21 protein-coding genes and 2 pseudogenes are annotated in these 26,089 nt (G+C 42.1%); 7 read left to right on the forward strand and 16 right to left on the reverse strand.

Going from position 1 to position 26,089, the window contains the following annotated elements:
* Positions 1-2: 2 nt before the first annotated feature.
* Positions 3-1,229, forward strand: coding sequence for an RtcB family protein (locus PR683_RS18985; RefSeq protein WP_117163018.1), 1,227 nt, complete (start codon positions 3-5; stop codon positions 1,227-1,229).
* A gap of 26 nt (positions 1,230-1,255) precedes the next feature.
* Positions 1,256-2,050 (forward strand): nucleotidyltransferase domain-containing protein, encoded by a 795-nt coding sequence (locus PR683_RS18990; RefSeq protein ID WP_164528341.1) that lies wholly within the window; start codon positions 1,256-1,258, stop codon positions 2,048-2,050.
* A gap of 86 nt (positions 2,051-2,136) precedes the next feature.
* On the opposite strand, the gene PR683_RS18995 is transcribed toward PR683_RS18990, so the two are convergent.
* The 5 genes from PR683_RS18995 to PR683_RS19015 form a co-directional block, all read right to left on the reverse strand.
* Complete coding sequence (locus PR683_RS18995) at positions 2,137-2,559, reverse strand: DoxX family protein (RefSeq protein ID WP_004915049.1); 423 nt, start codon at positions 2,557-2,559, stop codon at positions 2,137-2,139.
* A gap of 205 nt (positions 2,560-2,764) precedes the next feature.
* Positions 2,765-3,331 (reverse strand): molecular chaperone TorD family protein, encoded by a 567-nt coding sequence (locus PR683_RS19000; protein ID WP_004915053.1) that lies wholly within the window; start codon positions 3,329-3,331, stop codon positions 2,765-2,767.
* Positions 3,332-3,365: 34 nt separating this feature from the next.
* On the reverse strand, positions 3,366-4,265 hold the full coding sequence (locus PR683_RS19005; protein ID WP_123382763.1) for a dimethyl sulfoxide reductase anchor subunit family protein: 900 nt from the start codon (positions 4,263-4,265) through the stop codon (positions 3,366-3,368).
* The gene (locus PR683_RS19010) at positions 4,262-4,900 is read right to left on the reverse strand and encodes a DMSO/selenate family reductase complex B subunit (RefSeq protein ID WP_164528339.1); all 639 of its coding nucleotides are present in this window, start codon (positions 4,898-4,900) and stop codon (positions 4,262-4,264) included. The genes PR683_RS19005 and PR683_RS19010 overlap by 4 nt, the downstream gene beginning before the upstream one ends.
* The gene (locus tag PR683_RS19015) at positions 4,897-7,314 is read right to left on the reverse strand and encodes a DMSO/selenate family reductase complex A subunit (RefSeq protein ID WP_196724033.1); all 2,418 of its coding nucleotides are present in this window, start codon (positions 7,312-7,314) and stop codon (positions 4,897-4,899) included. The genes PR683_RS19010 and PR683_RS19015 overlap by 4 nt, the downstream gene beginning before the upstream one ends.
* Before the next feature lie 192 nt (positions 7,315-7,506).
* On the opposite strand from PR683_RS19015, the gene PR683_RS19020 reads away from it, so the two are divergent.
* Entirely contained in the window at positions 7,507-8,280 is a 774-nt protein-coding gene (locus PR683_RS19020; RefSeq protein WP_272571697.1) for an AraC family transcriptional regulator, read from the forward strand.
* A 24-nt stretch (positions 8,281-8,304) separates the two neighbouring features.
* Here the strand turns inward: PR683_RS19020 and PR683_RS19025 are convergent.
* The 5 genes and pseudogenes from PR683_RS19025 to soxR all read right to left on the reverse strand — a co-directional run.
* Positions 8,305-8,640: pseudogene (locus PR683_RS19025) on the reverse strand (adhesin); the annotation flags it as partial.
* Between the two features lie 60 nt (positions 8,641-8,700).
* Positions 8,701-9,154: pseudogene (locus tag PR683_RS19030) on the reverse strand (fimbria/pilus outer membrane usher protein); the annotation flags it as partial.
* Positions 9,072-9,404, reverse strand: a complete 333-nt coding sequence (locus PR683_RS19035; protein ID WP_164528337.1) for an AAA family ATPase — start codon at positions 9,402-9,404, stop codon at positions 9,072-9,074. The gene PR683_RS19035 and the pseudogene PR683_RS19030, both read right to left, overlap by 83 nt.
* Before the next feature lie 378 nt (positions 9,405-9,782).
* Positions 9,783-11,429 (reverse strand): Na+/H+ antiporter, encoded by a 1,647-nt coding sequence (locus PR683_RS19040; protein WP_004915075.1) that lies wholly within the window; start codon positions 11,427-11,429, stop codon positions 9,783-9,785.
* Positions 11,430-11,771: 342 nt separating this feature from the next.
* Entirely contained in the window at positions 11,772-12,269 is a 498-nt protein-coding gene (soxR, locus tag PR683_RS19045; protein WP_226537987.1) for a redox-sensitive transcriptional activator SoxR, read from the reverse strand.
* A gap of 99 nt (positions 12,270-12,368) precedes the next feature.
* Here soxR and PR683_RS19050 point away from each other — a divergent pair, with 99 nt between their 5' ends.
* Genes PR683_RS19050 through PR683_RS19065 form a run of 4 tightly spaced genes read left to right on the forward strand, consistent with a single transcriptional unit; the run spans position 12,369 to position 17,207 of the window.
* On the forward strand, positions 12,369-12,797 hold the full coding sequence (locus PR683_RS19050; protein WP_109912610.1) for a DoxX family protein: 429 nt from the start codon (positions 12,369-12,371) through the stop codon (positions 12,795-12,797).
* Positions 12,798-12,809: 12 nt separating this feature from the next.
* Positions 12,810-13,919, forward strand: a complete 1,110-nt coding sequence (locus tag PR683_RS19055; protein WP_109912611.1) for an efflux RND transporter periplasmic adaptor subunit — start codon at positions 12,810-12,812, stop codon at positions 13,917-13,919.
* A 10-nt stretch (positions 13,920-13,929) separates the two neighbouring features.
* Positions 13,930-17,034 carry a MexW/MexI family multidrug efflux RND transporter permease subunit gene (locus PR683_RS19060; RefSeq protein WP_109912612.1) on the forward strand — a complete coding sequence of 1,035 codons (3,105 nt, stop codon included), beginning with the start codon at positions 13,930-13,932 and terminating at the stop codon, positions 17,032-17,034.
* Positions 17,031-17,207 (forward strand): hypothetical protein, encoded by a 177-nt coding sequence (locus tag PR683_RS19065; protein ID WP_164528335.1) that lies wholly within the window; start codon positions 17,031-17,033, stop codon positions 17,205-17,207. The genes PR683_RS19060 and PR683_RS19065 overlap by 4 nt, the downstream gene beginning before the upstream one ends.
* A gap of 65 nt (positions 17,208-17,272) precedes the next feature.
* Here the strand turns inward: PR683_RS19065 and arnT are convergent, their stop codons facing one another.
* The 6 genes from arnT to PR683_RS19095 form a co-directional block, all read right to left on the reverse strand.
* On the reverse strand, positions 17,273-18,916 hold the full coding sequence (gene arnT / locus PR683_RS19070; protein WP_109912613.1) for a lipid IV(A) 4-amino-4-deoxy-L-arabinosyltransferase: 1,644 nt from the start codon (positions 18,914-18,916) through the stop codon (positions 17,273-17,275).
* Between the two features lie 368 nt (positions 18,917-19,284).
* A complete protein-coding gene (locus PR683_RS19075; RefSeq protein WP_109912614.1) occupies positions 19,285-20,559 on the reverse strand; it encodes a bifunctional O-acetylhomoserine aminocarboxypropyltransferase/cysteine synthase in 1,275 nt (424 codons plus the stop codon).
* A 292-nt stretch (positions 20,560-20,851) separates the two neighbouring features.
* A complete protein-coding gene (locus tag PR683_RS19080) occupies positions 20,852-22,111 on the reverse strand; it encodes an aromatic amino acid transport family protein (RefSeq protein ID WP_004915136.1) in 1,260 nt (419 codons plus the stop codon).
* Positions 22,112-22,386: 275 nt separating this feature from the next.
* Positions 22,387-23,745, reverse strand: a complete 1,359-nt coding sequence (gene dcuC / locus PR683_RS19085) for an anaerobic C4-dicarboxylate transporter DcuC (RefSeq protein ID WP_004915139.1) — start codon at positions 23,743-23,745, stop codon at positions 22,387-22,389.
* Between the two features lie 252 nt (positions 23,746-23,997).
* Positions 23,998-24,453, reverse strand: coding sequence for a regulatory protein RecX (locus PR683_RS19090; protein ID WP_004915141.1), 456 nt, complete (start codon positions 24,451-24,453; stop codon positions 23,998-24,000).
* A 173-nt stretch (positions 24,454-24,626) separates the two neighbouring features.
* Positions 24,627-26,084 (reverse strand): DUF4026 domain-containing protein, encoded by a 1,458-nt coding sequence (locus PR683_RS19095; RefSeq protein ID WP_117163013.1) that lies wholly within the window; start codon positions 26,082-26,084, stop codon positions 24,627-24,629.
* Positions 26,085-26,089 lie beyond the last annotated feature (5 nt).

Genomic DNA, 26,089 nt, shown 5'->3' on the forward strand with positions numbered 1-26,089 from the left:
TAATGATAAATAATAAATTCAACGAATTAACTCAAGAAAATGGCGTACCGGTAAAAATGTGGACCAATGGGGTTCCTGTTGACCCGAAAGCAGTTACACAACTACAAAATACCGCCAAAATGCCGTTTATTTTCAAGCACCTTGCTGTGATGCCTGATGTACACGTGGGGAAAGGTTCAACCATTGGAAGCGTGATTCCAACTAAAGGGGCCATTATTCCTGCGGCGGTTGGAGTGGATATTGGTTGTGGAATGATTGCCGTAAAAACGTCCTTAACGGCATCGGATTTGCCGGATAGCCTGCAAAATATCCGTTTTGCCATTGAAGCGGCAGTGCCACACGGTCGAACCACCCATCGACATGGGCGTGATAAAGGGGCTTGGCATCGTACACCGGATATTGTCGATAGCCACTGGGCACATTTAGATGCAGAGTTTAAGCGTATCTGCGATAAGTACCCAAAACTGCGCCAAACTAACCATTATAACCATTTAGGGACGTTGGGAACGGGAAACCACTTTATTGAGCTGTGTTTAGACGAACAAGACCGTGTATGGGTGATGCTACATAGCGGGTCACGCGGAGTGGGAAATGCGATTGGTAACTTGTTTATCACACTCGCGCAAAAAGATATGCAACAGCATATTGCTAATTTACCTGATAGAGACCTCGCGTATTTCGAAGAAGGAAGCGTACATTTTAATGACTATATGGAAGCAGTGGGTTGGGCGCAAGACTTTGCCCGCCATAACCGTGAAGTGATGATGCACCGCGTGTTAGAAGCACTATCGCGTGAAATTCCAAAACCGTTTATTACAGAGCAAGAAGCTGTAAATTGCCATCATAACTATGTGCAAAAAGAGCAGCACTTTGGTGAAGACGTTTTAGTGACACGAAAAGGTGCGGTATCCGCTCGAAAAGGCCAAATGGGGATCATTCCAGGGTCTATGGGGGCGAAAAGCTTTATCGTGCGCGGGTTAGGAGACGAAGAAAGTTTCTGTTCCTGTAGCCACGGTGCAGGCCGTGTAATGAGCCGAACTGAAGCCAAAAAGCGTTTCTCAGTTAGCGACCAAAAAATGGCGACTGCCCATGTTGAGTGCCGAAAAGACAGTGATGTGATTGACGAAATACCGATGGCCTACAAAGACATCGACGCGGTAATGGCAGCACAATCATCACTGGTAGAAATTGTTCATACCCTACGCCAAGTGGTATGTGTTAAGGGTTAACGATAAAACGTTACAGGAGAAAAAGCATGGAAACTGACCATGAAAGTGTATCCGTGCTAATGAGAGAACGGATAGAGAAAACACTCAAAGAAATAGAAGAAACTCATCACGTTAAAATACTGTTTGCATGTGAATCCGGCAGTCGCGGTTGGGGCTTTGCCTCCCGCGATAGCGACTATGATGTTCGATTTATCTATGTTCATAAACTTGACTGGTATCTAACGCTGGATAAGAAACGCGATGTGATAGAAAAGCCAATTGATGATGAGCTGGATATATCGGGTTGGGAATTATCTAAAGCTCTGAAACTAATGCGTAATTCCAACCCTGCATTAATAGAGTGGCTGCACTCACCGAGTGTGTATTTTAAAGATGAGATATTTTTTGCTCAACTGGAGCAATTGGCGGCGCAATTTTATTCACCGTTAAAATCACGTTATCATTACTTATCAATCAGTAAGCGTAATTTACATACTGACTTTAAAGGCGAGCGTATTAAATTAAAAAAATATTTTTATTTACTACGCGCAGTATTAGCTTTGCGTTGGATAGAAACAAGCAAGAGCATGCCACCAATGGCATTTTCTGAATTAGTCACGGCCACAGTCACCGATAGCAAGGTGCTCGCAGAGATAGATGAATTGCTGGTTATAAAGCACCAAGCGGTTGAAAGTGATTATGGTGCAAGGCGCCCAGCTATTGATAAGCTCGTTCTGGAAGTCATAGCCAATGCAGAACGCATGCAATTTCCTGAGCCTGCTTGTCGTGACAGCCGTTTATTAGATGAATTTTTTCGTAAAACCGTGTTAGAGAATCATTAACAGGTATTTTTCAAAAAAATAGACCATCAGAAATTTTTTGATGGTCTTTTTTCAAAGGCAATGTCAAACACAAAAGAAAAACAGGTTTATCGCCAGTTCGGGTTTTTAATAATGGAATATTTACCCGCACCTAAAAATGCCAATGCAATACCACTCAAGAAGAAATACACTAGGCTTTCGATGGCCCATGCACCGGTTTTATCCAATACAAATGTTTTATCTAGCCCAATCATTAACCATGCAACCACCATGGTGAAAGCCACTAATAAAGCTGATGGACGAGTTAAAATCCCTAAAATAATGAAAATAGGCGCAACCACTTCACCTAGAATTGTTCCATAAGCAATAAATTCAGGTAAACCATAAGAAGCCAGCAGCGCTTTAATACCACTCGCACCAGTCATTAATTTGCTCATACCATGAAACAACATGAGCCCACCAACAGAAAGACGCAATAACAACCTGCCAGCATCTTCATGGGACAACAAACGATTTAATAAATTGACCACTTTATACCCCCTATGGATATCCAAAACATCATTAAGTAGTATGGCTTAAAAATGCATTATGGCTTAGAAAGATAAAGTAAGAATCATTTTAATTTGCATTTCTTATAACTAAATCAATTTTCATTTAATTAAAATTTGTTAACCTTTCACCTATTCAAATATTACGTTTAATTAACCATTTAAAAATCAAAAATATTGAATAATATTACAAGCACGACCTGACAGTCACCAGAGCTAATTCAGTTAATGCATTATAGAATGGGCTATAGCTTGTTCGATTTAATTGCTGAGAAAATTGTGGTAGCCAACTTCCCAAATGGTCATTCAACAATTCTTTTAATGCGGCTTCCCTGACTTGTGAAGCCAAAACTGCCGCTTGAAATAACATTAAACCAACATGGTCAGAGGGCTCTGGATAACGAGTCTGTATTTTTAAACGCTCCCGTTTTAAAAACTCACTCAATGCCACCGTGGAAGAACCTTGCAAAACACCCTCTGGGTCAAGATATACCGAGCCCCATGGCGGGGCGGGTAATGCTTCAGGTCCAATAAACAAATCCGTCCACTGAGTATGCAGTGCCGCAATCTCAATATTTAGCGATGCCGAGATCCGTTCGCTAAGCGAAGTACTGATTTTACAAGGCCACTGAGATGCGAAGTCATTTAACTTGAAAAAGCTTATTGCATAATGACTTGCATCGTCATTCGGTGAAAATAAATAGCACGTGCCTAAAATATTAAACGCGGCTGCATAGTGTGAAAAATGGATCATAAAAAAGATAATTTCCTAAGCAATACGCTGTTATCTATATGTGGATCGTGTAAAAACAGTAACGCAGCATAAACTCAGCAACCATCGCCGCTGTACAACCAACCACTAAATATCCTTTACTGCTCGAAGTCATAACCCCATTCGCCGTTTGTCGTATATGACGAAACAACCCATATCCCAATACCATCACCGCCAATATTCCAACTACCCAACTCGTGATACGCAGTGACCAAATCCCTTGGTAAGCATGGATAGAGTCGATAGGAAATGTAATGGATTCATTATTATAGCTAGTGTGAACCAAGTAACTTTCATAGGTAGGCTGATAAGCTAAACGAACCAGTAAACTAACCCCAATCACCGCCCATAACATCCATAACCCACGAGTTGATATCTGAGTCTCTACGGCTCCGATGTTAAAACGCAATAACAAATTGATTAATAAATAATACCCAGCAGCTCCCGCAGTAAACATGGTGCCGTAGAACATCAAATACGTATTATCATTCATCCACGTTAACATTGATGTATAACGATAGATTGAAGCCATGGCATACACATCGCATAGCCCTGCAATAATGGCCAAGCCAAGTAGCAAATATGACAATTCCTTTTTGAGCCATAACCATAGGAAAGTCAGCCCGAGAAAAGCAAAATAGGTAGCGGTGAATACCACTTCACGGCTTAACCACGATGAAAAAATATTCAGCAGTGAGTTAGGCGCATTTAAAGGAACCCCTAAGTGGGTGATTGAGGACAATAAACCGATACCCGCAAATACGCAGGCGACAAATACATACCACAGCAAAAACTGTGCGTGCGTTTTGCCCGTTAAATTCGCCGATAATTTGTTTGCAAAAAGCGCTAACATCACACTCAACCCAATGGATGTTTGCATTAAAAATGTGAATAATAACAGTGGCCATTCATTCATTTGGCTTCTCCTTGTGAGTCTTGTGTACGACCCGCCCCAAGATGTGGATGGATCACTAAATTTGGGTGGGTAATCGATGAGTCTGGTAATCCTCGGACATCCGCTAGCTCCCCATAACGTTGTCGTAATTCATCAATTGGGCCAAATTGAATGGCTCCTAGTGGGCAAGTGGCGACGCAGACGGGCTGCTCCCCTTTTAGTTGTAAATCAATACAAAAATCACATTTCGACATTTGCTTGGTTTCAGGGTTCATTTGCGGTGCACCATACGGGCAAGACCACGCACAGGTTCCACAGCCCACACACTTATCTGTATTGACCATCACAATGCCATCCCCTTCACGCTTGTGCATGGCTGTCGTCGGGCAATTTTTCACGCACATTGGGTCGGCACAGTGGTTGCATGAAATGGACAACGTATAGGCAAAGACGTTATTCATCAGCCCCCCTGTGCCATTTTCAATAAACTCACCACCAGCAACTTCATATACACGACGATATTTGCGACCCACGTCGAGGTTATTTTTATCTTTGCACGCCACTTGGCAGGCTTTACAACCGGAACAACGGGCAGAGTCAATATAAAAGCCAAGCTGTTTGTCACTAATCGCGGGATAAACCTGAAATTTACTCATGCTTTGCTTACCTCCACCAATAAGGTTTGATGGGCATTTCCATGTGCCATTGCTGTACTGCGGGAAGATGTTAAAACGTTCGCACAACCGCCTTGGTCAATGCCATTTTCATCAGGTTGCCACCACGCTCCTGCCTGTAAAGCAACAACACCAGGCATAATGCGCTGGGTGATTTTGACCGGTACCATGGTGATACCGCGGTCATTATTCACTTTGACCCGCTCCCCATCCGTGATATTTCGTCTTTTGGCATCGATAGGATTGATCCATAACTCTTGGCGCTGTACTTCTTGTAACCACGGGTTAGCAAATTGCGTTGAATTGGCACGATTACGACCTTTCCAAGTGATTAATTGCAATGGATAGCGGGAAGCTAGTTCATCTTCCGGCCCCTCAATGGCAGGCACATAATGAGATAAAGCAGGGATGTCCACGTCATTACGCTCATAAAGGCGCTGAGAAAAAATTTCAATTTTTCCGGATGGTGTTTCAAACGGGTTATTCTCGATATCGTTAATATTTTTTTCGAAGGCGACATGGCCCACATGCGGTTTGTGTTTTAACAAATGGCGGCGCTTAACCAGCAGCTCATCAAAAGTTGGAATGCCATCTTCTGGGCGTTTTTGATGAGCGTCATTGACTAAATACTCAATCCACTGTTTTTCTGTACGGCCTTCACTGAATTTTTCGCCAACACCGAGTTTTTCAGCCACGTCGCGTAACCATTCATAGTCACTACGGCGCTCAAATTCAGGCTCGACGACTTTTTCAGATAAAATAATATAATTACCCGTTCCCCATGTGCCACCCACATTCCAACGCTCTAAGAAACTGGTTTCAGGCAGTAAAATATCGGCATACTTGGCACTGGGAGTCATATATAAGTCACTGTAAACAATAAACTCAACTTTACTTTCATCTTCCAGAACTTTAGCGGCATGCAAAATATCGGGGTTCTGGTTGGTCATATAGTTACCTGCTAACGAAAAAATCATTTTGATTTCCGTATCGAGTTTTTCTGCGTTTTTTAAACCGTTATTGGGCGTTACCAAATCTTTATTTTCACAGGCCTGCACCCAATTGGTGATATTAATTTTCGCTTTCACAGGGTTGTCAAATAAGCTAGGACCCGCGAGAGTTTTACGGAGATCCGGCGTGACTGCCATGCCATAACCTGCTGCCCATCCCCCTTTTACACCCACATTACCCGTGATTGTTGCCAACAAGGTCGCGCCTCGGGCAGAACGTTCACCACAGATATGACGCTGAGGCCCCCAGCCTTGCATTAATACCGCTGGTTTGGTGTTGGCATATTCACGTGCCAATTGACGTATGGTATCGGCGGGTACTTTGGTAATGGGTTCCGCCCATTCAGGAGTTTTCACTATTCCATCTTTTTTCCCCATCAAATACGCCATCAATGACTCATTTTCGGGTATGCCTTCGGGCATCTGGTGCTCATCAAAACCAACAGTGAATTTATCGATAAAGGTTTGATCATGCAGGCCCTCACTGATGATCACATACATCATGGCATCCATCATCGCATTGTCTGTAGTCGGTAAAATAGGGATCCACTGATCCGCTAATGACGATGCGGTATCTGAATAACGCGGATCGACAACAATGAATTTAGTGCCATTTTTCTTCATTTTTTGAAAATAATGATTCGTATGACCAAAAATGGTTTCGTTAGGATTATGCCCCCACAGAATCACCAATGGCGTATCTTCGAGCGTGTCTAAGGTGCTACCACTGGCTGATGTGCCATAGGTATAAGGTGTGACCGCCATGGTATTGCCGTTACTCACTGAATGGTAATTCTCCAGAAAGCCCCCCGTGATATTAAATAGACGGCGTAGCATATTCGCACCAGAGAAAATGCCTCCAGTCACTCCAGTACTGAGGCTAACAAAGCGCGAGGCAGGGCCATATTGCTCGTTGATACGCTGCATATTGTCGGCAATCAATGTCGTCGCTTCTTCCCAGCTAATTCGCTCGAAGCGCCCTTCTCCACGTTTGCCCACTCGTTTCATTGGGTATTTCAGTCGATTTGGGTGATAAACAAATTTCCGATAGCTGCGGCCGCGCACGCAAGCACGCATGATGGGCATTTCTTCATCTAAATCGGCATCTGGGCGGGTACTAATTCGGGTTACTACCCCTTCTTTAACATGTGCTCGAATATCACATTTGCCACCACAGTCAAAACTACTACAGGTAGAAACCACTCTCTCACCTTCATCTTGCAGCGTTGTCGTTGGGATGATATTCGGGTTTTCTGGTGTCGATGCGACCGTGTTTGTGGCAATAAAGGGGACAGCCATGAGCGCAGAGCTGCCTTGAATAAACCGACGACGGGTTAAGGGTTCAATCAGACTCTTGCTATCTGCCCGATCGTGATAATTTTCCATGATAACTCTACCTCTGGCATACATTAGGTTGCCGCGCTAGAGTAATCATTTCCCGGTTTGCCAACTTTCGAAAAGCCGCCAAACACATTGGAATTTCAGCCAACCATATAAAACATGTGGTTATGTCAATAAAAATTGCCTATATTCAGAAGATAGATAATAATTTTTGAATCTCAGCCAAGATAAATTCCTATGCGAAATATTCCTCTAAAAACTGTCGATGCCACTCCACGTGATGTGTTAGCTATCGGTACTGATTACCTACCAAACGTGTTACTCGATTCTCACGTCCACCGCCGCGCCCAGTTTTTATATGGTGCGACAGGATTGATTGAAGTCAGTACTGCAGATGGGGAGTGGGTCATCCCCCCTGATAGCGGGGTTTGGATCCCCTGTAATACTCCCCATGAAACCCGCATGTTGAATGTCAGTACACGTAGTTTATACATAGAGCCCAAAGCGGCTCCTCGTAGAGGAAATAAGTGCGAAGTACTCAGGGTTTCTCCCTTACTTCGTCAATTATTGCTTGAAGCGGTTGATACCCCGATTGAATATGATTTAAATGGCCGTGATGGGGTAATGTACCAATTGATTTTGCATGAAATTGCACAAGCAGAACCCCTGCCTTTCTACGCGCCCATCCCACGAGATGAACATTTAGCCCAGTTGTGTCGGGAATTCCTAAAAGCCCCACAAATCACCTCATTACCACAGGAATGGGCCGCTAAATTACATAAAAGTGAGCGTTCATTTAGCCGTTTTTTTGGCGCTCAAACGGGGCTATCTTTCTCAGACTGGCGGCAGCAAGCTTGCTTATTAAGTGCTATTACCCACATTTCTGCGGGTAAATCCATTACCGAGGTTGCATTTGATTTAGGCTACAGCAGTGTTGGGTCTTTTTCGACTATGTTTAAAAAATGGTTAGGGCAAAGTCCATCCAGTTTTATTCAGAGAATTGGTGGATAATATCTAACCATTCAGAAACCCAATTTAATCAAATGTGGCGATTAACCATGCAGACCCTTGATAACTTCCTGCGTCTGCATTAGCGCCTTGAATACGACTACGTATCTGAATCGTACGGTCTGACTGAATTCCCACACGAATGTCTGTGCCTGCCGCCCCAGTTTGCTCATCCACAATTTCTAACTGACTGTAAATCGTTTTATTTGAAGCATCTTTCATCGGCAACCGCTTTTGCGGGTCGCTATCGGTGGCATAGTCTAACCGCAATCTTACCTTCGTTAAGGTTGCAAATTTGCATGTATACCTGATGCTTTCACTCACCAAGCTATCATAATGAATACGACTTAATTGGCCATGCCGTAAATTGACCGTGCTAGCCTATCCAGAGCTCGTTTGCGTGGAACACATCGCTTTTACATTTAACTGAGGTAACGAGGCGGTACTAATACTAAATTTACTCTCTTCGCCATTTTCTTCGCGTACCGTCACATCCAATACACCACGGATGCCGCTATCGAGTGTTTGAATGCGAAATGGCTCTGGAGGAACGGCTGTTTCAGAAATAATACATTCTTGACTGCGAACAATCACAATTGCATTAGTGTTTGCCATACCAATAATTTCAGGTGCATACCCCCGCTAATTTAGGCGGTAGCATGCGGTCATCACTTTCTAAAGAAAAACCAGTATATTGCCAAGATTCAAAAATATCCGAATAAAGATAATTTTCTCCCACGGTAAAAATTGAAGCGCTATCTTTCAATGAAGTAAATGCATAAAGACGAGTAAAATCAAAGTTGTGTTTCTCTTGAGGGTAATCCCCCCGTTGCTTCTGATAAGATGTACTGTAATCCCCACGTAAGCGCCAAGCTCCCCAAATTGCTTACTTGCAAAACATGAAATACATAAGGTACATCAGATGACTGTGCCAATGATCTTAACCATTGCCGTTGCAATGGTGTATTAGCAGGAAAATCCATCACAATATTATTTCCCGCCTGTATCAATTGCTTGATATGACCTTCTAATACTTGCTTCACTAAAGCACTTTTCTCAATATAGTAAACTAATTCAGTAAGTTCATTAGGATAAAGTGCAGCAAGCCACTCATCTTCACAAAGCAAAATAGTCCGAGGCTAGTTAGCCAGTCGTTTCGCTAATATCGATTTCTCTGAAGCGATTTTCCCACAAAGAAAATGCAAACGAGGTTGATTTTCTAATAATGATGATGCTTCTACTAAAGTCATAAATCGTTCCTTACTGAAGTGTTAACCAGATAAGAACAAAAAACCCGCCTTATCTGGCGGGTTTAGGATGTCGCATATCCCCACCACTAAGTGATGGTAATAATAATGTTTAAGCTAACGACACCCTGTGACATATAAATTTCCCAAATGGAATTATAACCAACCTATCAGTGGTCAATACAAATTGTCAAACTTAGTTGAATTATGGGCATAAATAAAAGGCCTGAATAAAATTCAGGCCTTTTATTTCACTAATTAATGTTTACCATTTTTATGATGATTAAGTGTTTCTTCTTTTAAATCAAGTTCATCACGTAAACGGTGATACACCCTTTCATTGATATTTTTACTTTTACGCATTTGATATAACGCGTCCCGTTTTGCTTTTAATGCTGACTTGGACATCTCGCGTTCCATATCAATCATCTTATGTAAATCATACACATCTGACTCAGTTTCATCTGAGTTATCGAGTCGTCTACCATAAATTTCTAACAATTGTGCCCCAACCTCAGTACGCATGGCAATTTCATCCATATCATCCGATGGGTGGTTCATCAATTCACGTAAATGTGCCATTGCCGCTTCATTTAAGGCTAAACGCGCTCGAATTTCGTCATTATCATAAGGTAAGTCTTGTACCAGTCCTTTAGTTAAAATAGGCAGTGCAATACTGGCAATCAGTAATGAACATAAAATCACCCCCATTGCTAAGAAAATAGCCACGTCACGATTCGGAAATAATGAACCATCTGGCATCAATAAAGGTAATGTTAAAATACCCGCTAACGTAATCGCTCCACGCACTCCCGCTGTCGCCATCACTGCCATCATACGAATATGCATAACATCGGCTTCTTTACCACGACGGCGTTTATGGAAGACCGTTAGAGTCATCGAGATCCACACCCAGCTAAACCGTAAAACCGCCAAGGCCACAGTAATGATTGCCACATAAACAAATAGCATCCAAGGATGGCTTGCACCCGCGGCCTCTGCTACAGCAGGCATATTTGTCCACATACCGGGTAACTGCTCGCCTAACAAGATGAAAATCATCCCGTTCAACGCAGTTTGTACAGTATCCCACACCGCTTTACTTTGCATACGTGTTGCGGCTTGCATACGCCCTGCAATTTTTTCATAGTGCATGGCAATACCGGCAACCACTGCGGCTAAAATACCGGAAACATGTAAATGTTCAGCTAATAAGTAAGCCGTAAATGGCATCAATAAACTGATCATAATTTGAATAGCAGGTTCTTCCCCAGTGCGCTTAACTAGCAATTGGTTTAACCAGCCAATTGCCCAAGCCACCAGCAAACCAATTAAAATTCCGCCAAAAGCCACTAATACAAACTGCCCCGCCGCTGAAGCAAGGGAAAATGTGCCTGTTAGCGCAGCGACCACCGCAAAACTGAAACACACCAGACCCGTTGCATCATTCAGCAATGACTCCCCTTCTAGAATATGCGCCATTCGCGATGGTAATGGGGAATTGACGGTCATTGCAGACACCGAAACAGGGTCTGTTGGCGACAAAATAGCAGCCAAGGCAAAAGCAACAGCTAAAGAAATGGCCGGAATTAACCAATGTATAAAGAACCCCATACCAATAACCGTAACCACCACTAAACCTATGGCTAACGACATGATTGGTTTAATTTCTTGAAATAAGGCTTCTTTAGGAATACGCCAGCCATCAAGAAACAATAAAGGTGGAATAAATAAAAACAGAAATAAATGAGGTTCAAATTCAACCGTAAAACCGTATAAAGACAAGCCAGCCCCCAGTGCTATCTGTATTAGGGGTAATGGAATAATATCTTTGAGCAGTCGTGAAACAAAAACGCTCACAACAACGGCTAATAAAAAAACGAGTACAAGTGTCACTACTGACATTGATTGCTCCATATTTAGCTAATCATTAATTACCAGTTATGCAGTAAATAGATAAATTGAATCAATGTAAAGTGGCAATTAATCATCTGATACAAAAACAATAAATTTAAGAAATAGCCTATCTATCATTAAGTTACAAAAATACTATCTACTTGAGTTGTCAATAAAAAATTTATTTATCAATTTGGTAAATAACGATTAAAACTCCATCTCAACAATAAGTTATGCCTTACCGTTAAAAATAGAATTAAACCATCATTACTTAATGATATATCTAGATAAATAGCCACGTTAAACAGTGGCCATCCAAATAATGAAAAGTGCGGGTTTTAATAAAAGAGCTTATGGACGTTCTAAAATACGGGCACCAGGACCTTTCCGACCAAGGACATCATCAGGGTTACGCAGTGGGCAATCACTTAATGATAAGCAGCCGCAACCAATACAGTTATCCAATTCATTACGTAAACGCGTCAGTTGCCGAATACGCTTATCTAAAGATTTACGCCATTGTGTCGACATCTCCTGCCATTGTTCTGAAGTTAGCGCACTATTTGCAGGAAAACGCCCTAATGCCTCTTGAATTTCATGTAATGGGATCCCTGTACTTTGTGCGACTTTAATAATGGCAATATAACGCAGTACAACAGAGTGAAATCGTCGCTGATTCCCTTGAGTTCGAGTACTTTGAATGAGTCCCTTTGATTCATAAAAATGGACTGTAGAAACAGGTACTCCCGAGCGTTTTGCCACTTCGCCCACCGTTAGTGCCCGCGTAAAATCAATTTTTTTTCCCTCGCTTTTATGAGGTTTTATCGTTTTTGTGTCTTTGTCCGCCATTTTATCTCACCTTTGCTTGACCTCAACTTAACTTAAGGTTTTATAGTGCCACCCTGCTAGTTTGTCAATTGAGGTTACTTTTTAAAAGGGGATAGGTTTATGCCATCGGTGATTACCAAAATGTTAGAAAGCAATAGCTTATGGATTATTGCTCGCTTACTCATCTTGGTTTTATTTATTTCATCTGGTTTAGCCAAAGTTTTTGATTATGAAAATAGTCTGGCCGAAATGCGTGCCGCGGGTCTTCACCCAGATTGGTTTTTCAACATTGCTTCTGCTGCTGTCATGTTAATTGGCTCAGTTCTTGTGCTATTTAACCGTCTTTTATGGCTTGGAACTGGGGCGCTAGCCGTGTTTTTGTTCCTCACAATTGTGGTTGTCCACACCTTTTGGAGCTACACGGGGGAACAAGCTCAAATTGCAATGTTTTGGGCAATTGAGCATATCGCTGTTATTGGGGGCTTAATTGCTATCGCCATTGCAGGGCATTTTCGAGGTCTTTATTTCGCGTTAAAAGCGCAGAAATAGAAGGAAAATTTAATGAATAAAAAAACAATAATGACACTTTGTTCCGTTTTAATCGCTGTTGGGGCGGGTAGCGCGATTTATTCGACCTATGCCCAAAACGAGGAAGACGAACAAGCAGCTTACCAATATCCACCAGTAAAAGTGGCATTGGCTCCTGTTAGCTTAGATACTGCGCCTCGTACCTTTTACGGTGTGGGTGAGTTAGAAGCTGGCAGCCAAGTGTTGGTCGCGGCAGAAACCAATGGTCGTATTACGAAAATTGCATTTGAATCTGGCCAGCAAGTCAAAAAAGGCCAATTATTAGTGCAGCTCAATGATGCCGTTGAACAAGCGGATTTATCACGTTACCAAGCACAGTTGCGCAATGCGGCTCGCTTATACGAAAGAACCCGTTCATTATCTGCGCAACATTTAGTGGCAGAGGCTCAAGTAGATAGCACTCGTGCTGAACGTGATATTGCCCAAGGCCTAATCCGTCAAACCCAAGCATTAATTGCACAAAAAACGATCCGAGCGCCATTCGACGGAACGATAGGTATTCGCCAAGTCCATGAAGGACAATATTTAAACCCCGGCGAAGCCATTGCCAGCTTGGTGGATACCCAAACCTTAAAGCTCAATTTCTCTTTAGATGAACAAGCCTCACCGGAACTGCATCAAGGCCAAATTGTTGATATTACAGTTGATGCTTATCCCAATAAAACATTTCCAGCCCGTATTACTGCCATTGACCCACTCATTGGAAAATCACGCACTATCGCCCTGCAAGCCACACTGGAAAATAGTGATGGCACCCTAAAAGCAGGAATGTACGCCAACGTGAATGTGGTACGCCAAGCCAGTAATGAAGTCATTACGATCCCAGAAACCGCAGTCACTTATACCGCCTATGGCGATACTGTGTTTATTACGCAAGGTGAAGGCGATGCGATGACCGTTAAGCGAGTGTCCGTAAAAACGGGACAACGTTGGGATGGCAAAATTGAAATAGAACACGGCTTAAGTGCTAACGATAAAGTCGTCACGTCTGGGCAATTACGCTTAAACGACGGCTCTGCAGTCACCCCTGTTGCCCAAGATACATTGTCTGAACCCGTCGCTAACACAGCTCAAGGTTCATAAGGAAGGCGTAATGAAATTTACTGATATTTTTGTTCGCCGACCTGTTCTGGCTCTCGTAGTCAGTGCTTTGATTGTGTTAATTGGTTTATTTGCGCTGAGTAAGCTGCCTATTCGCCAATATCCACAACTTGAAAGCTCGACGATCACCATTACCACGCAATACCCTGGCGCATCAGCTAAATTGATGCAAGGCTTTGTGACACAACCCATCGCACAAGCGGTTTCCTCTGTAGAAGGTGTCGACTATTTGTCTTCTTCTTCTGTGCAAGGAAGCAGCCTTGTCACTGTACGAATGGAACTTAACCGAGACTCCACTCAAGCCCTTGCGCAAGTAATGGCGAAGGTGAACCAAGTTCGTTATAAATTACCGAAAGAAGCTTATGACCCTGTGATTGAGCTTTCCTCTGGGGAATCCACTGCGGTTGCTTATATCGGTTTTTCCAGTACCAATCTATCCATTCCTGCCCTGACAGATTATATCTCACGCGTCATTGAGCCAATGTATTCCTCAATTGACGGCGTCGCCAAAGTTCAAGTTTTTGGTGGGCAACAGTTGGCGATGCGTTTATGGCTTGATGCCGATAAATTAGCCGGCCGAGGTCTAACCGCTGCCGATGTTGCGCAAGCGGTTCGCCAAAACAACTACCAGGCGGCTCCCGGTAAAGTCAAAGGCGAGTTCGTTATTTCTAATGTTTATGTTAATACCGACCTCACTAATGTCGATGAGTTTCGTGATTTAGTGATCCGCAACGACGGCAATGGATTAGTACGTTTAAAAGATGTGGGAACCATTGAGCTAGGAGCCGCTTCCACAGAAACCAGTGGTTTAATGAATGGTGAGCCTGCGATTTACCTTGGTTTGTTTGCCACACCAACCGGTAACCCACTGGTAATCGTTGACGGTATGAATCAATTGATGCCTGACATCACCAAAACATTGCCGCCCGGTGTCAAAGTGGAAATGGCATTTGAAACTTCGCGCTTTATTAAAGCGTCTATTGACCAAGTTATTAGCACATTAATTGAAGCACTATTGATTGTTATCGTTGTTATTTACCTGTGTTTAGGTTCAATTCGCAGCGTAATCATCCCAATTTTAGCTATTCCGCTATCAATGTTAGGTGCAGCCGCACTGATGATGGCATTTGGGTTTAGTATTAACTTACTGACATTACTCGCCATGGTATTAGCGATTGGTCTGGTTGTCGATGATGCTATCGTGGTCGTCGAAAACGTCCATCGCCATATTGAAGAAGGGAAATCACCGGTTTTAGCGGCTTTAATTGGGGCTCGTGAAGTAGCGGGGCCCGTTATCGCAATGACAATCACCTTGGCTGCAGTCTATGCGCCAATAGGGCTAATGTCAGGTTTAACAGGAGCTTTATTTAAAGAGTTCGCACTCACCTTGGCCGGTGCAGTTATTGTTTCCGGTATTGTGGCATTAACCCTTTCCCCTGTGATGAGCTCTTTTATGTTGAACTCAAAACAAAATGAAGGGCGTATGGCGCGTATGGCAGAAACCTTCTTTTCTACCTTAGCCCATTACTATACCATTGTATTGAATTTCTCTTTGAAAAACCGTTGGTTAACAGGTGTTATTGCCATTGGTGTCTTCATTAGCTTACCACTGCTTTATCAATCTGCCCCTCGTGAATTAGCTCCTGTGGAAGACCAATCCAGCGTATTAACGGCAATCAAATCTCCTCAACACGCTAACCTCGAGTATGTAGAACGCTTTTCGCGTAAGTTACATGATGTTTTCATGGAATTACCGGAAACGGAAAGTACTTGGATTATTAACGGAACCGATGGCCCTTCCGCCAGCTTTGGGGGAACCAACTTGACGTCATGGGAACAGCGTGACCGTGCCGCATCTGAGATCCAAGGGGACTTACAAGGACGCGTGGGTGATGTCGAGGGGAACAGTATTTTCGTTTTCCAATTACCCGCTTTACCAGGTTCAACGGGTGGCTTACCAATCCAAATGGTTCTCAGAAGCCCACAGGATTATTCGGTACTCTACAAAACCATGGAAGAGATCAAGCAACAAGCACGTGAAAGCGGCCTATTTATGGTGGTAGATAGTGACCTTGACTATAACAATCCTGTAGTAGAAGTCCGTATTAACCGTTCAAAAGCGAATAGCTTAGGCATTCGCATGCAAGATATCGGCGAATCACTGACCTTATTAGTGGGAGAAAACTATATTAACCGCTTTGGGATGGATGGCCGCTCCTATGATGTGATCCCTCAAAGTATTCGTAGCCAACGCTTAACACCGGAAGCCCTTTCACGCCATTATGTGAAATCAGAAGCGGGACCTCTGATCCCACTGTCAACGGTGGTCGATATCAATACCCAAGTTGAACCAAATAAACTCACGCAATTTAATCAGCAGAATGCAGCAATTTTCCAAGCAATACCCGCCCCGGGTGTCACGTTAGGCCAAGCCGTTGCCTATTTAGATGATATTGCCAATGAACTACCCGCCGGTTTTAGCCATGACTGGCAATCCGATTCGCGCCAATATAAACAAGAAGGAAACACCCTCGCCTTTGCCTTTATGGCGGCGCTCATCATTATTTACTTAGTCTTAGCGGCACAATATGAAAGTTTAGTCGACCCATTGATTATCTTGATTACTGTTCCACTTTCAATTTGTGGTGCGTTGATTCCATTGGCACTTGGCTATGCGACATTGAATATTTACACCCAAATCGGCTTAGTCACATTAATTGGCTTAATCAGTAAACACGGAATATTGATGGTTGAGTTTGCCAATGAATTACAAGCCAATGAAGGACTAGATAGACGACATGCCATTCTCAAAGCAGCACAAATTCGTTTACGCCCAATATTAATGACAACTGCGGCAATGGTGATTGGTTTAGTTCCGCTGCTATTCGCCACTGGAGCAGGAGCGAATAGTCGCTTTGGCTTAGGCTTAGTGATAGTCACCGGTATGTTAGTTGGCACATTGTTTACCCTGTTTGTTTTACCGACCATTTATACCTTACTAGCCCGTAATCACAGTGCAACCGCACTAACCCCAAGGCGCTATGAGCTTGCCGAAGCGAATCGCCTAATCAAAGAAACTGAGGAGACGTCCCAATGAGAAATACGTTAGCTAGCCGTCATCAACGTAACAACCGTACAGTCAACGAAGTGGAAGTGAATACGATGAGCAATAGCATGGCAATGCTATTAATTTATCATGGTCTCCCCGCAGGTCCGGAAAAAAACCATGCCACCTCGTACCCGAATACATTAGGTAAGCCTACGCGCTAATGTAAATAGCCGCCAAACCATTTAGGTTTGGCGGCTATTATCAAACAACATGACAAAGTACTCTATTAGCCTTCGTAAAAAGCTAAAACAAGATTACCTTCCCGAATAATAATTGGATTGCCGGGTAATGCATCCAATAATTCACGCTGAGAACTTTCTACGACCACCGCCACATCTTTATAATGGTAGTTTTTTAATAAGTCAGGTAGCTGTTTTAAGCTATAAAACCGATTAGCGGCATCTGGGTATTTGAGCCCGTAGCCTAATTCCCCAGTTTGGTGAAGCATTGTAATATCACTACGTTTAAGTACCCATGCCAATGCGGTACCGAGCCCTACATTATTGGTTAACAATACAGATTTATCAGCTAATTGGTGATGATATTTCGCAATCACCTCTTGCGGAGTATTATTACTGGCAATACGAGATGGGATCACATGCCCTACCGTTAAGCTAATTGCCACCGTACACACTGCGGCTAAATACCAAAACCGTTGCTTGAAAGAGACCAAGGCAACCAATAACCAAAAAATAAAGGCTCCCGCAGCTAACCATAATTTTTCACTTTCATCGGCCTGAAACACATTCAGTTTAGGGTAATAAGCAGAAACAATAATTCCCCCAGCAATAGCGCCACCAATTAGTGTGTTAATCAATGCATTCAAGCGAATAGGCAGTGTTTTTCTCTCAGTGAGAATTTTTTCAATGTAGGCCGCCATAAGAATGGCAATAGGTGCAATACAAGGCAAAATGTAGGTCAGTAATTTTCCTTTAGTGATACTGAAAAACACAAATGGCGCAATAAACCACATCAGAAAATAAATATGTAACCCTTTTTGCTGCCATGCGTGGCGTAGTGCGCCAAAAAGGTACCCCAGCCAAGGTAATACCGCAGCGAGTAAAATAGGGATATAAAACCAAAATGGGGACTTATTTTGTGCATTATTCGCCATAAAACGTTGAATATGCTCAACCCAGAAGAAATAGTTCCAGAAATCAGGCTCACGGCTGGCAATCACAAAAGCCCAAGGTAAGCACACGACAAAAGCAGTAAATAGCGAAACAAAAGAGAAAACAAACACTTCTTTGAATTGCTTAAAGTAGATGGCAGTTACTGAACACACCAGTAAAGGCAGCACTAAAACAAGAAAGCCTTTTGTTAATACGCCTAACCCACAGGCTACCCCCATCATCATGAAGGCGAATAATTTATGAGAGAAGTATTTTGTCGTTAACCCCCATTGAAAAAAGAAAATCACCATAGTGATAAATGCTGTCACGATGGGGTCAAGAATATTGTAGGTGCCGATGGTAAAGACCATCAACATTGAAAGATAAATAAACACCGCGTTGAAAGCGAGACGTGAGTTTTTCCAAGCCATTTTGGCACTGAGATACACAAATAGCCCACTGACTAATGTACTAAATACTACGCCAAGGCGAACAGAAATGTTATTTTCACCAAATAACATTTGGAAAATAGCCCCTACCCAATAACCAAAAATAGGCTTCTCAAAATAACGAATATCTAAAAGTTCAGGAACGCTCCAGTTATAACTAATAATTAATTCCCGACTAATTTCTGCATACCGCAGCTCATCCGGTTGCCACAATAACCTACCGTTTAATGGTAAAAAATAGGTTACTAGGACAAAACCGAATAACAGGCACCATTTAAGGTAGGCAACTTTATTGTTTGCCATAATCATCTCATCTCAACCATTCTTGTTATTAATATTTAATAATTTTATTTAGTTCATTTGAAAAACACTTTCTTTTTATTTAGCTATTATCGTTATGGCAATTAAACCTCATTTAAACAAATCGAACGTTAGTTGGTAGAAAGGTCACTGTATATAAACAATCAATAAATGAATACTACAATTCATATACAAAAAGAGATAAGAATCAAATAATAAGACTGAGTGTTTAAAGAATAGTTCAGTATTTAAAAATAAGGTGAAAATTTAATTCGTTCTTAATATTAGTCATTAATACAAAAAAGTGTACGGCAGTTTATAAACAAAAACCGGTCAGGGTATTCACCATAACCGGTTATTATTCATACCAAGTAAAGCTATTTGGCCGCAGATAACGCTTGTTCAAGGTCGGCTAAAATATCATCGATATGTTCTATGCCAATTGATAAACGAATCATATCTCTGGAAACCCCGGCTCGTGCTAATTCTGCGTCATTGAGCTGGCGATGCGTCGTTGATGCAGGGTGGCAAGCTAGTGATTTAGCATCACCAATATTCACCAACCGCACAATCAGTTTCAAGGCATCAATAAAGCGAGCTCCTGCTTCTTGGCCACCTTTAATACCAAACGACATAATACTGGCAGGTTTGCCATTCATATATTTCTGTGCTAAATGATGTTCAGGGTTGCTCGGTAGCCCTGCATATTTCACCCATTCCACTTGAGGGTGATTTTCGAGGTAATTCGCAACTTTTAGTGCATTTTCAGTATGTCTATCCATTCTTAACGCGAGAGTTTCTAACCCTTGTAGAATTAAAAACGCATTAAATGGTGACAATGCAGCACCCGTTCCGCGCAGTGGGGCAACACGGCAACGCGCAATAAAGGCAGCGGCGCCAAAATGTTCAGTATAGCTTACACCATGATAAGCCACGTCAGGCTCTATCAATAATGAAAAACGGTCTGGATACTCTGCCCATGGGAATTTACCTGAATCAATAACCATTCCACCCAGTGATGTACCATGGCCGCCAATATACTTAGTCAATGAATGAACCACGATATCCGCCCCATGTTCAAATGGGCGACATAAATATGGGGTCGCTACGGTATTATCGACAATCAAAGGCACACCATGGCGATGTGCAACTTCAGCGAGTGCAGCAATATCCACAATAAAACCCGCTGGGTTTGAAATTGACTCACAGAATACGGCTCGAGTCTTGTTATCAATAAGCGCTTCAAGCGCTGCTAAATCATCGTGCTCTGCAAAACGGGTTTCAATTCCTAAGCGTGGCAAAGCGTGGGCAAGTAAATTGTATGTTCCGCCATATAATTTTGCCACGGAAACAATGTTGTCCCCAGCTTGTGCGACTGTTTGAATCGCATAAGTAATTGCCGCCATTCCAGAAGCAACAGCCAACCCTGCCACACCGCCTTCAAGGGCAGCAACACGCTGCTCTAGAACATCATTCGTTGGGTTCATAATTCGCGTGTAAATGTTACCCGCGACTTTTAAATCGAAGAGATCAGCACCGTGCTGAGTGTCATCAAAAGCATAAGAAGTCGTTTGGTAAATCGGTACGGCAACAGACTTGGTTGTAGGATCAGGAGAGTAACCCGCGTGAATCGATAATGTTTCTAATTTCATTCGTTATCCTTGTTACGACACACTGGAAAAAATGCAATTGCCAGAGGAGGTTCATAATTATGTTGTTATGATGCTGTGATAACTCTAGATATTACCTAAGACGTCATATCGAGCAACTAATTGAACTTGAAATTATTTCACATAGATAGATACGACAATGGTGATTATCACCCTTTCAGCTTAAAAATTAGTTATATCAATGTCTATCCTTATAACCTATTTCGTATTGATATAAAAAAAGCCACAACCCATACAGGTCATGGCTTTGTTTCTTATATAACTTTATTTATAACTACAAGAAAGCGCCATAAATAACAGAAGTAATAGATGCTAACCCACAAATAAAGGTGAAAACTTGTGCAGGTTTTGACGTGCTAAATTTCTTCATCGCAGGAACAATATTCATCGACACAACAGGCAGAATAAACAGAATAGCGGCAATCATTGGCGCCCCCATCGTTTCAATCATGCCTAAAATACTTGGGTTACGAATAGTCACAATCCACGTTGTAATCACAATAAACAGCATGGATGCCATTTCAATTTTCTTTACAGAAAAAGAAGAACGAGACTTAATTAACCCAACTAAACCTTCGTGAGCCCCTAAGAAGTGGCCAAAGTAACTCGATACAATCGCAGCAAAGGCAACAATCGGCCCTAAATAAGACAAGATTGGCGATGGATTGATATTTGCGATATGTGATAACACACTGATATTTTGTTCTTTAGCAACAGCAAGTTCAGCTGGGCTTAATGATAGCACCACAGAGAAAACAAAAAACATCACAAAGCCAGTCAGCATTAATGCGGCCCCGCCAGTGATCATATCTGTTTTCACAATAGCATTATTGCCGAATTGTTGGCGCTGGTCTTTGGTGAATTGGCTGATGATTGGGCTATGGTTAAATGAAAATACGATAAGGGGGATCGCCATCCAAACAACCACTGGCATTGAACTCCAGTCTGGTGCCACCTCTAGCATTGACATATTCCATTCAGGAATTAAATACAATGATAAAGCTAATAAAATGAAGACCAAAGGGTAAACCATTAGAGACGTGAGCTTTAACATCAGGTCACGACCAAATACCACCCCAGCAGTCATTGCAGCAATCAGCACGCCAGACAATAACCATCGTGGTAGTGGATCTATACCTAGTTGATTGACAAGAAACGAATCAACCGTATTTGTAATACCCACACCGTAAATCAATACGATAGGGTAAATAGCAAAAAAATAGGCAAAGGTAATAATATTTGCGCCTATTTTACCAAAATGCTCTTCGACCGTGTCGGTAATATCCGCATTTGGATTTTTTGAAGATAAAACAAAGCGAGCTAACCCTTTATGGGCCAGCCAAATCATTGGAGTGGCAATTATTGCCAATACGACTAATGGCCAAAACCCCCCGGCACCGGCTTTAATTGGCAGGAATAGAACACCTGCGCCAACAGCGGTTCCAAATAAAGAAAGTACCCAAGTAAAATCCTTATAGGTCCACTTACTGGCAGGTTTATCTACTGCGACTACTGCTTTTTCAATTGTGCTCATCTTGTGTTCTTCATCATTAACGTTATTAAAATAAGATGTGCAGATTTTGCATTAAATGAGCAGTAGTACCTAATTTAATTACGCTATTTTTTTCAACTTTTTGGTGTAGATCTCGTTAATAACGTAAAAAAACAAATGCCACGTAATTATTCTGTAAATAAATAATTTCGCAATTAATTAAAAGAGTAAATTTTAGATATAAAGTATTTAATTTTTAATTCGAGAAAGGGCTGAATGATTCATTCAGCCCTTTTTTTATCTGAGAAACTGAAGTTTTACAGATAGACAGGCACTAATATTTCTGTCGCAATCACGACCACAACCAATCCAACTAATACTGGAATGGACGTTCTTTTCACCACTTCGAACGGAGAGATTTTAGCCATACCAGACACGGCCACGACAACCCCTGATACAGGCGATAAAGTCCGACCTAAGTTAGAGGCTTGCAGCATTGGGATCACTAAGTAAGCCGGATTGACCCCCATTTGTTTTGCTAAGTGAGGAATTAGCTCAACGAATGCATAGAATGGTGCATTACCCGACCCCGTTGTCATCGCGGCTAACATCGTGATCACCACCAGTGCGATCATCATCACTATAGCGCCTGAACCGAATGATTGAGCAAGGTCAATTAGCCCTTTAATAAAGCCAATGGTGCTTAAACCTTGTGCAAACACCCCTGCTGCCACTAATAACATCACGACCGTTGCAAATGCTTCTGCCATGCCTTTATAACAAACTTCTAAGCCACTATAGACGTGTTTAGCGCTGAAACTGCGAATAAATTCAATGACTGCTGCCAAAATAATACAGCCAACAATAATAGTAACAATATGCAATTCAGGCGCCCATTTGCCATCAAACACTAAAACACCAATAATCGGTGTGAAAGGTAAAATAGCGTAGAAAGCAGGTGCATGAGTTTTAATTTCATTAACATCTAACATTTCAGTTGTGACATTTTCTTTTCTGTCGAGATAACGCTGCCAGAAAAAGTGGGCGATTGACATGGCCACAATTGCCGCGATAGAAATCGGTAAAGTTGTTTTAAATGCAAAGTCGATTAATGGCATTTCGGCTGCTTTTGCCGCTAAGATAACATCACCAGACGTTGGCGCTAAAATAATTGCCGCTGGTGACGCACAGATTGCCGCAGCTGCACCACGACTGATCCCGACATTCACCATGACAGGGAATAGCGTCGCCATCAGTAATACCCCAAGGCCAGTTGCAGAGGAAACGGCTAGCGACATCAAACATGCCACAATATAAGCAGCAACCATCAACAAATAAGGTGAATTGATCATTTTTAATGGTTTAGATGCGATTTTCACTACGACATCATTCGCCCCAATATGAGTCATATAAGATGCAAACCCACATAGCACCATGATCATCATCCCAAGGTCGCCACCACGGCTCATTAATAGGAATTTTATGTATTCCAAAATATCTGTTACACGCCACCCCGTCGTCGGAACAGAACCTGGTAAAATACTTTTTCCCATAATAGCGGTAATGATCAGAAGTAAAATACCCCCGGTCATTAACACTCCCGTTGCGGAATATCCTTTTATGATATAACGCCCAACTCCAATGGCGACAATAACGCCGATTAAGAGCTCAATCATTTATTTCTCCTGCCTGTCTTATTTTGTAATTATAAAAAAATTACTCTGCCTAATTATTAAGCAAAATTCACTGACAATGATCATGTCAGCAGATGATTTTTAATATAGAAATGCGTTAAAACACAAGAGAAATAAATAAAAAATCTATTTTAGCTACCCATTTACAGCTGATAGCCCCAAATATTAATAAAGAATAGGAAAATCAGCTTTGTTTAGCTATGCAATGTTTTTCACATTAAAGAGGAAAATTGATTAACTAAATAACTCATAAATCATATCACCAAAAAAACCGCGATATTGCAGATAACGAATTTGCTTACTTTTTTCTTTAAAATCTTTAGGAATACTATCCCCAAACTTCTTACTGCGCACCCATGCAGCCTTTTCAAACCAATCTACATCTAAAGTAGCAAAATGCTTTTCCACAATCGTTTCAGGAAAACCTTTCTGCCGCATTTCTTGTTTTATCCGCAATGGGCCGTATCCCTTGCGCAGATAACCTTGCATTAATAGCCCTGCAACACGGTCATCATCAAGAAAATGTTGCTCACTTAACCGCTCAAGCACCAATTCAATTAAAGGCTCGTCAATAATGCCTTCATTTTTTTCATACATACGCCGTTTCATACGGGCAAATAGCTCAGCTTTACCGTAATCACGGCGGGAAAGCATAAATAAGGCATATTGGTAAAGCTCGGATTCATTCATGGCGTTAAACTTTCATCATTAAATTGGGCGCATTGCGCGCCCAGTCTAACATAAACCTTTGTACTCTACGTTGCATGTAGGCGACAAACGAAGACAAACCGATGAGCATACATAAGTATGTGATTCGGCTGGCTAAGTGCAGTCAACACCCATGCAGCTTGAAGTATGACGAGTTAGTGAACTTGAGTACCACTTAGCAGTTTATATATCGTATCCGGAGTATAGCTGCCGTCTTGGAAATAAATTGTCCAGTCCGTAATATCATCACGTGTTAATGGATAAACTTCCCCTTCTTGCATATTTTGCACATAAAAAGGATGGTTTATTAAGCGCCCTTCAAATTGGTCACCATGCCAAGAAACAGGTTCAAACCACATATGTTCATGACCATCGAAATCTTCTTCCGCATCATGGTAGCCAATACCGCATTTCACTAAAAAGCGCCATTCAGAATCTTCAGCTTCCTCGTTTTTACCAAGGAATTTGGCAAAAAAGCCTTTCTTCTGAGCGACCTGTTTTGGTCCATAGTTATCTAACATATGGGTGAAATATTCCCAACGCAATTTAGCTTTACGCGACATATCTGCCGTTTCTTCATCGGTGCGCATAAACATCATGGCGTTTTGATCTTCAAAACCTTCAAAGAAACTTTCTAATACTGGGTTTTCTTGTGTCACACGGAACAGCATAGCGGATGGGTGTTGATGAGATTCATCTCTATCATGCCAATCCCCCATAAAACGCTCTGATGATGTATCTCCAAACTCGAAGTTCATCTCTTCTAGTGGTTTTAAGTCATCAATTGGGGTTGATTTCCCTACATGCAGCAGCCCTTCTTCAAACGGTACTGCAACTAAATACTCATAGCCCGTTTGGGTTTGTCCAATAAAAATGGGCTCATTAAACACGATTTTCCCGTGAGTAATGCTGTTATTCACGAAGCTCCAAAACAGTTCGGGAATACCATAATAAGAAGCAATCGGGTGCGGTATAATAATTTCCGCTTCCGACAAACCACAACGTGCCAAACCGTGCGTGTGGAACCAATACATAGTCGGAGCACGCTCTTCTTCCGGCTTGTCTTCGTTATCTTCTTGGTCATAAATAGCATGAACAACATACAAAGAATCAATGCTTGGCATCAAATCATCAATGAGTTGGAAATTAAGCCACTCACGAGTAAACACTTTCCCTGCGGCAGAAATATCCAAGCCCAGTAATAGATCGGGCACCAAGATTTGAATAACCTTTAGCTGCTGCAGATAATTGACTAATGGTTGCCCTTGAAATAAGCACTCAACAATTACCGCTTGAGGGGCTGCACTTGCTTCTGCATACAACTCAGGGCTGATTGGGTCAGTGGCAAAATAAGGGTTGATGGTATATTCAGGGTCGCTATCCACTAAAGCGATATAAAAACGTAATTCTTCTTCATCTTTTTTACAGCTAAAGAAAAAACCGCCATCCTCTGGAATGTAATCTATCTCACCCTCGGTGAAATAAGTTTGTTCTTCTAAACGCTGCTCAAGTAATAAAGACGTCAGCTCAGAACCAGGAATAGCAACCATCATTGATGCTTCTTTCTCGCCCTCACCTGCTGCGGTATCAAGGTAGTGTTGTTTATTATTCATTTTCA

The organism is Providencia sp. PROV269, from assembly GCF_028477785.1.
Taxonomy (GTDB): Bacteria; Pseudomonadota; Gammaproteobacteria; order Enterobacterales; family Enterobacteriaceae; genus Providencia; species Providencia rettgeri.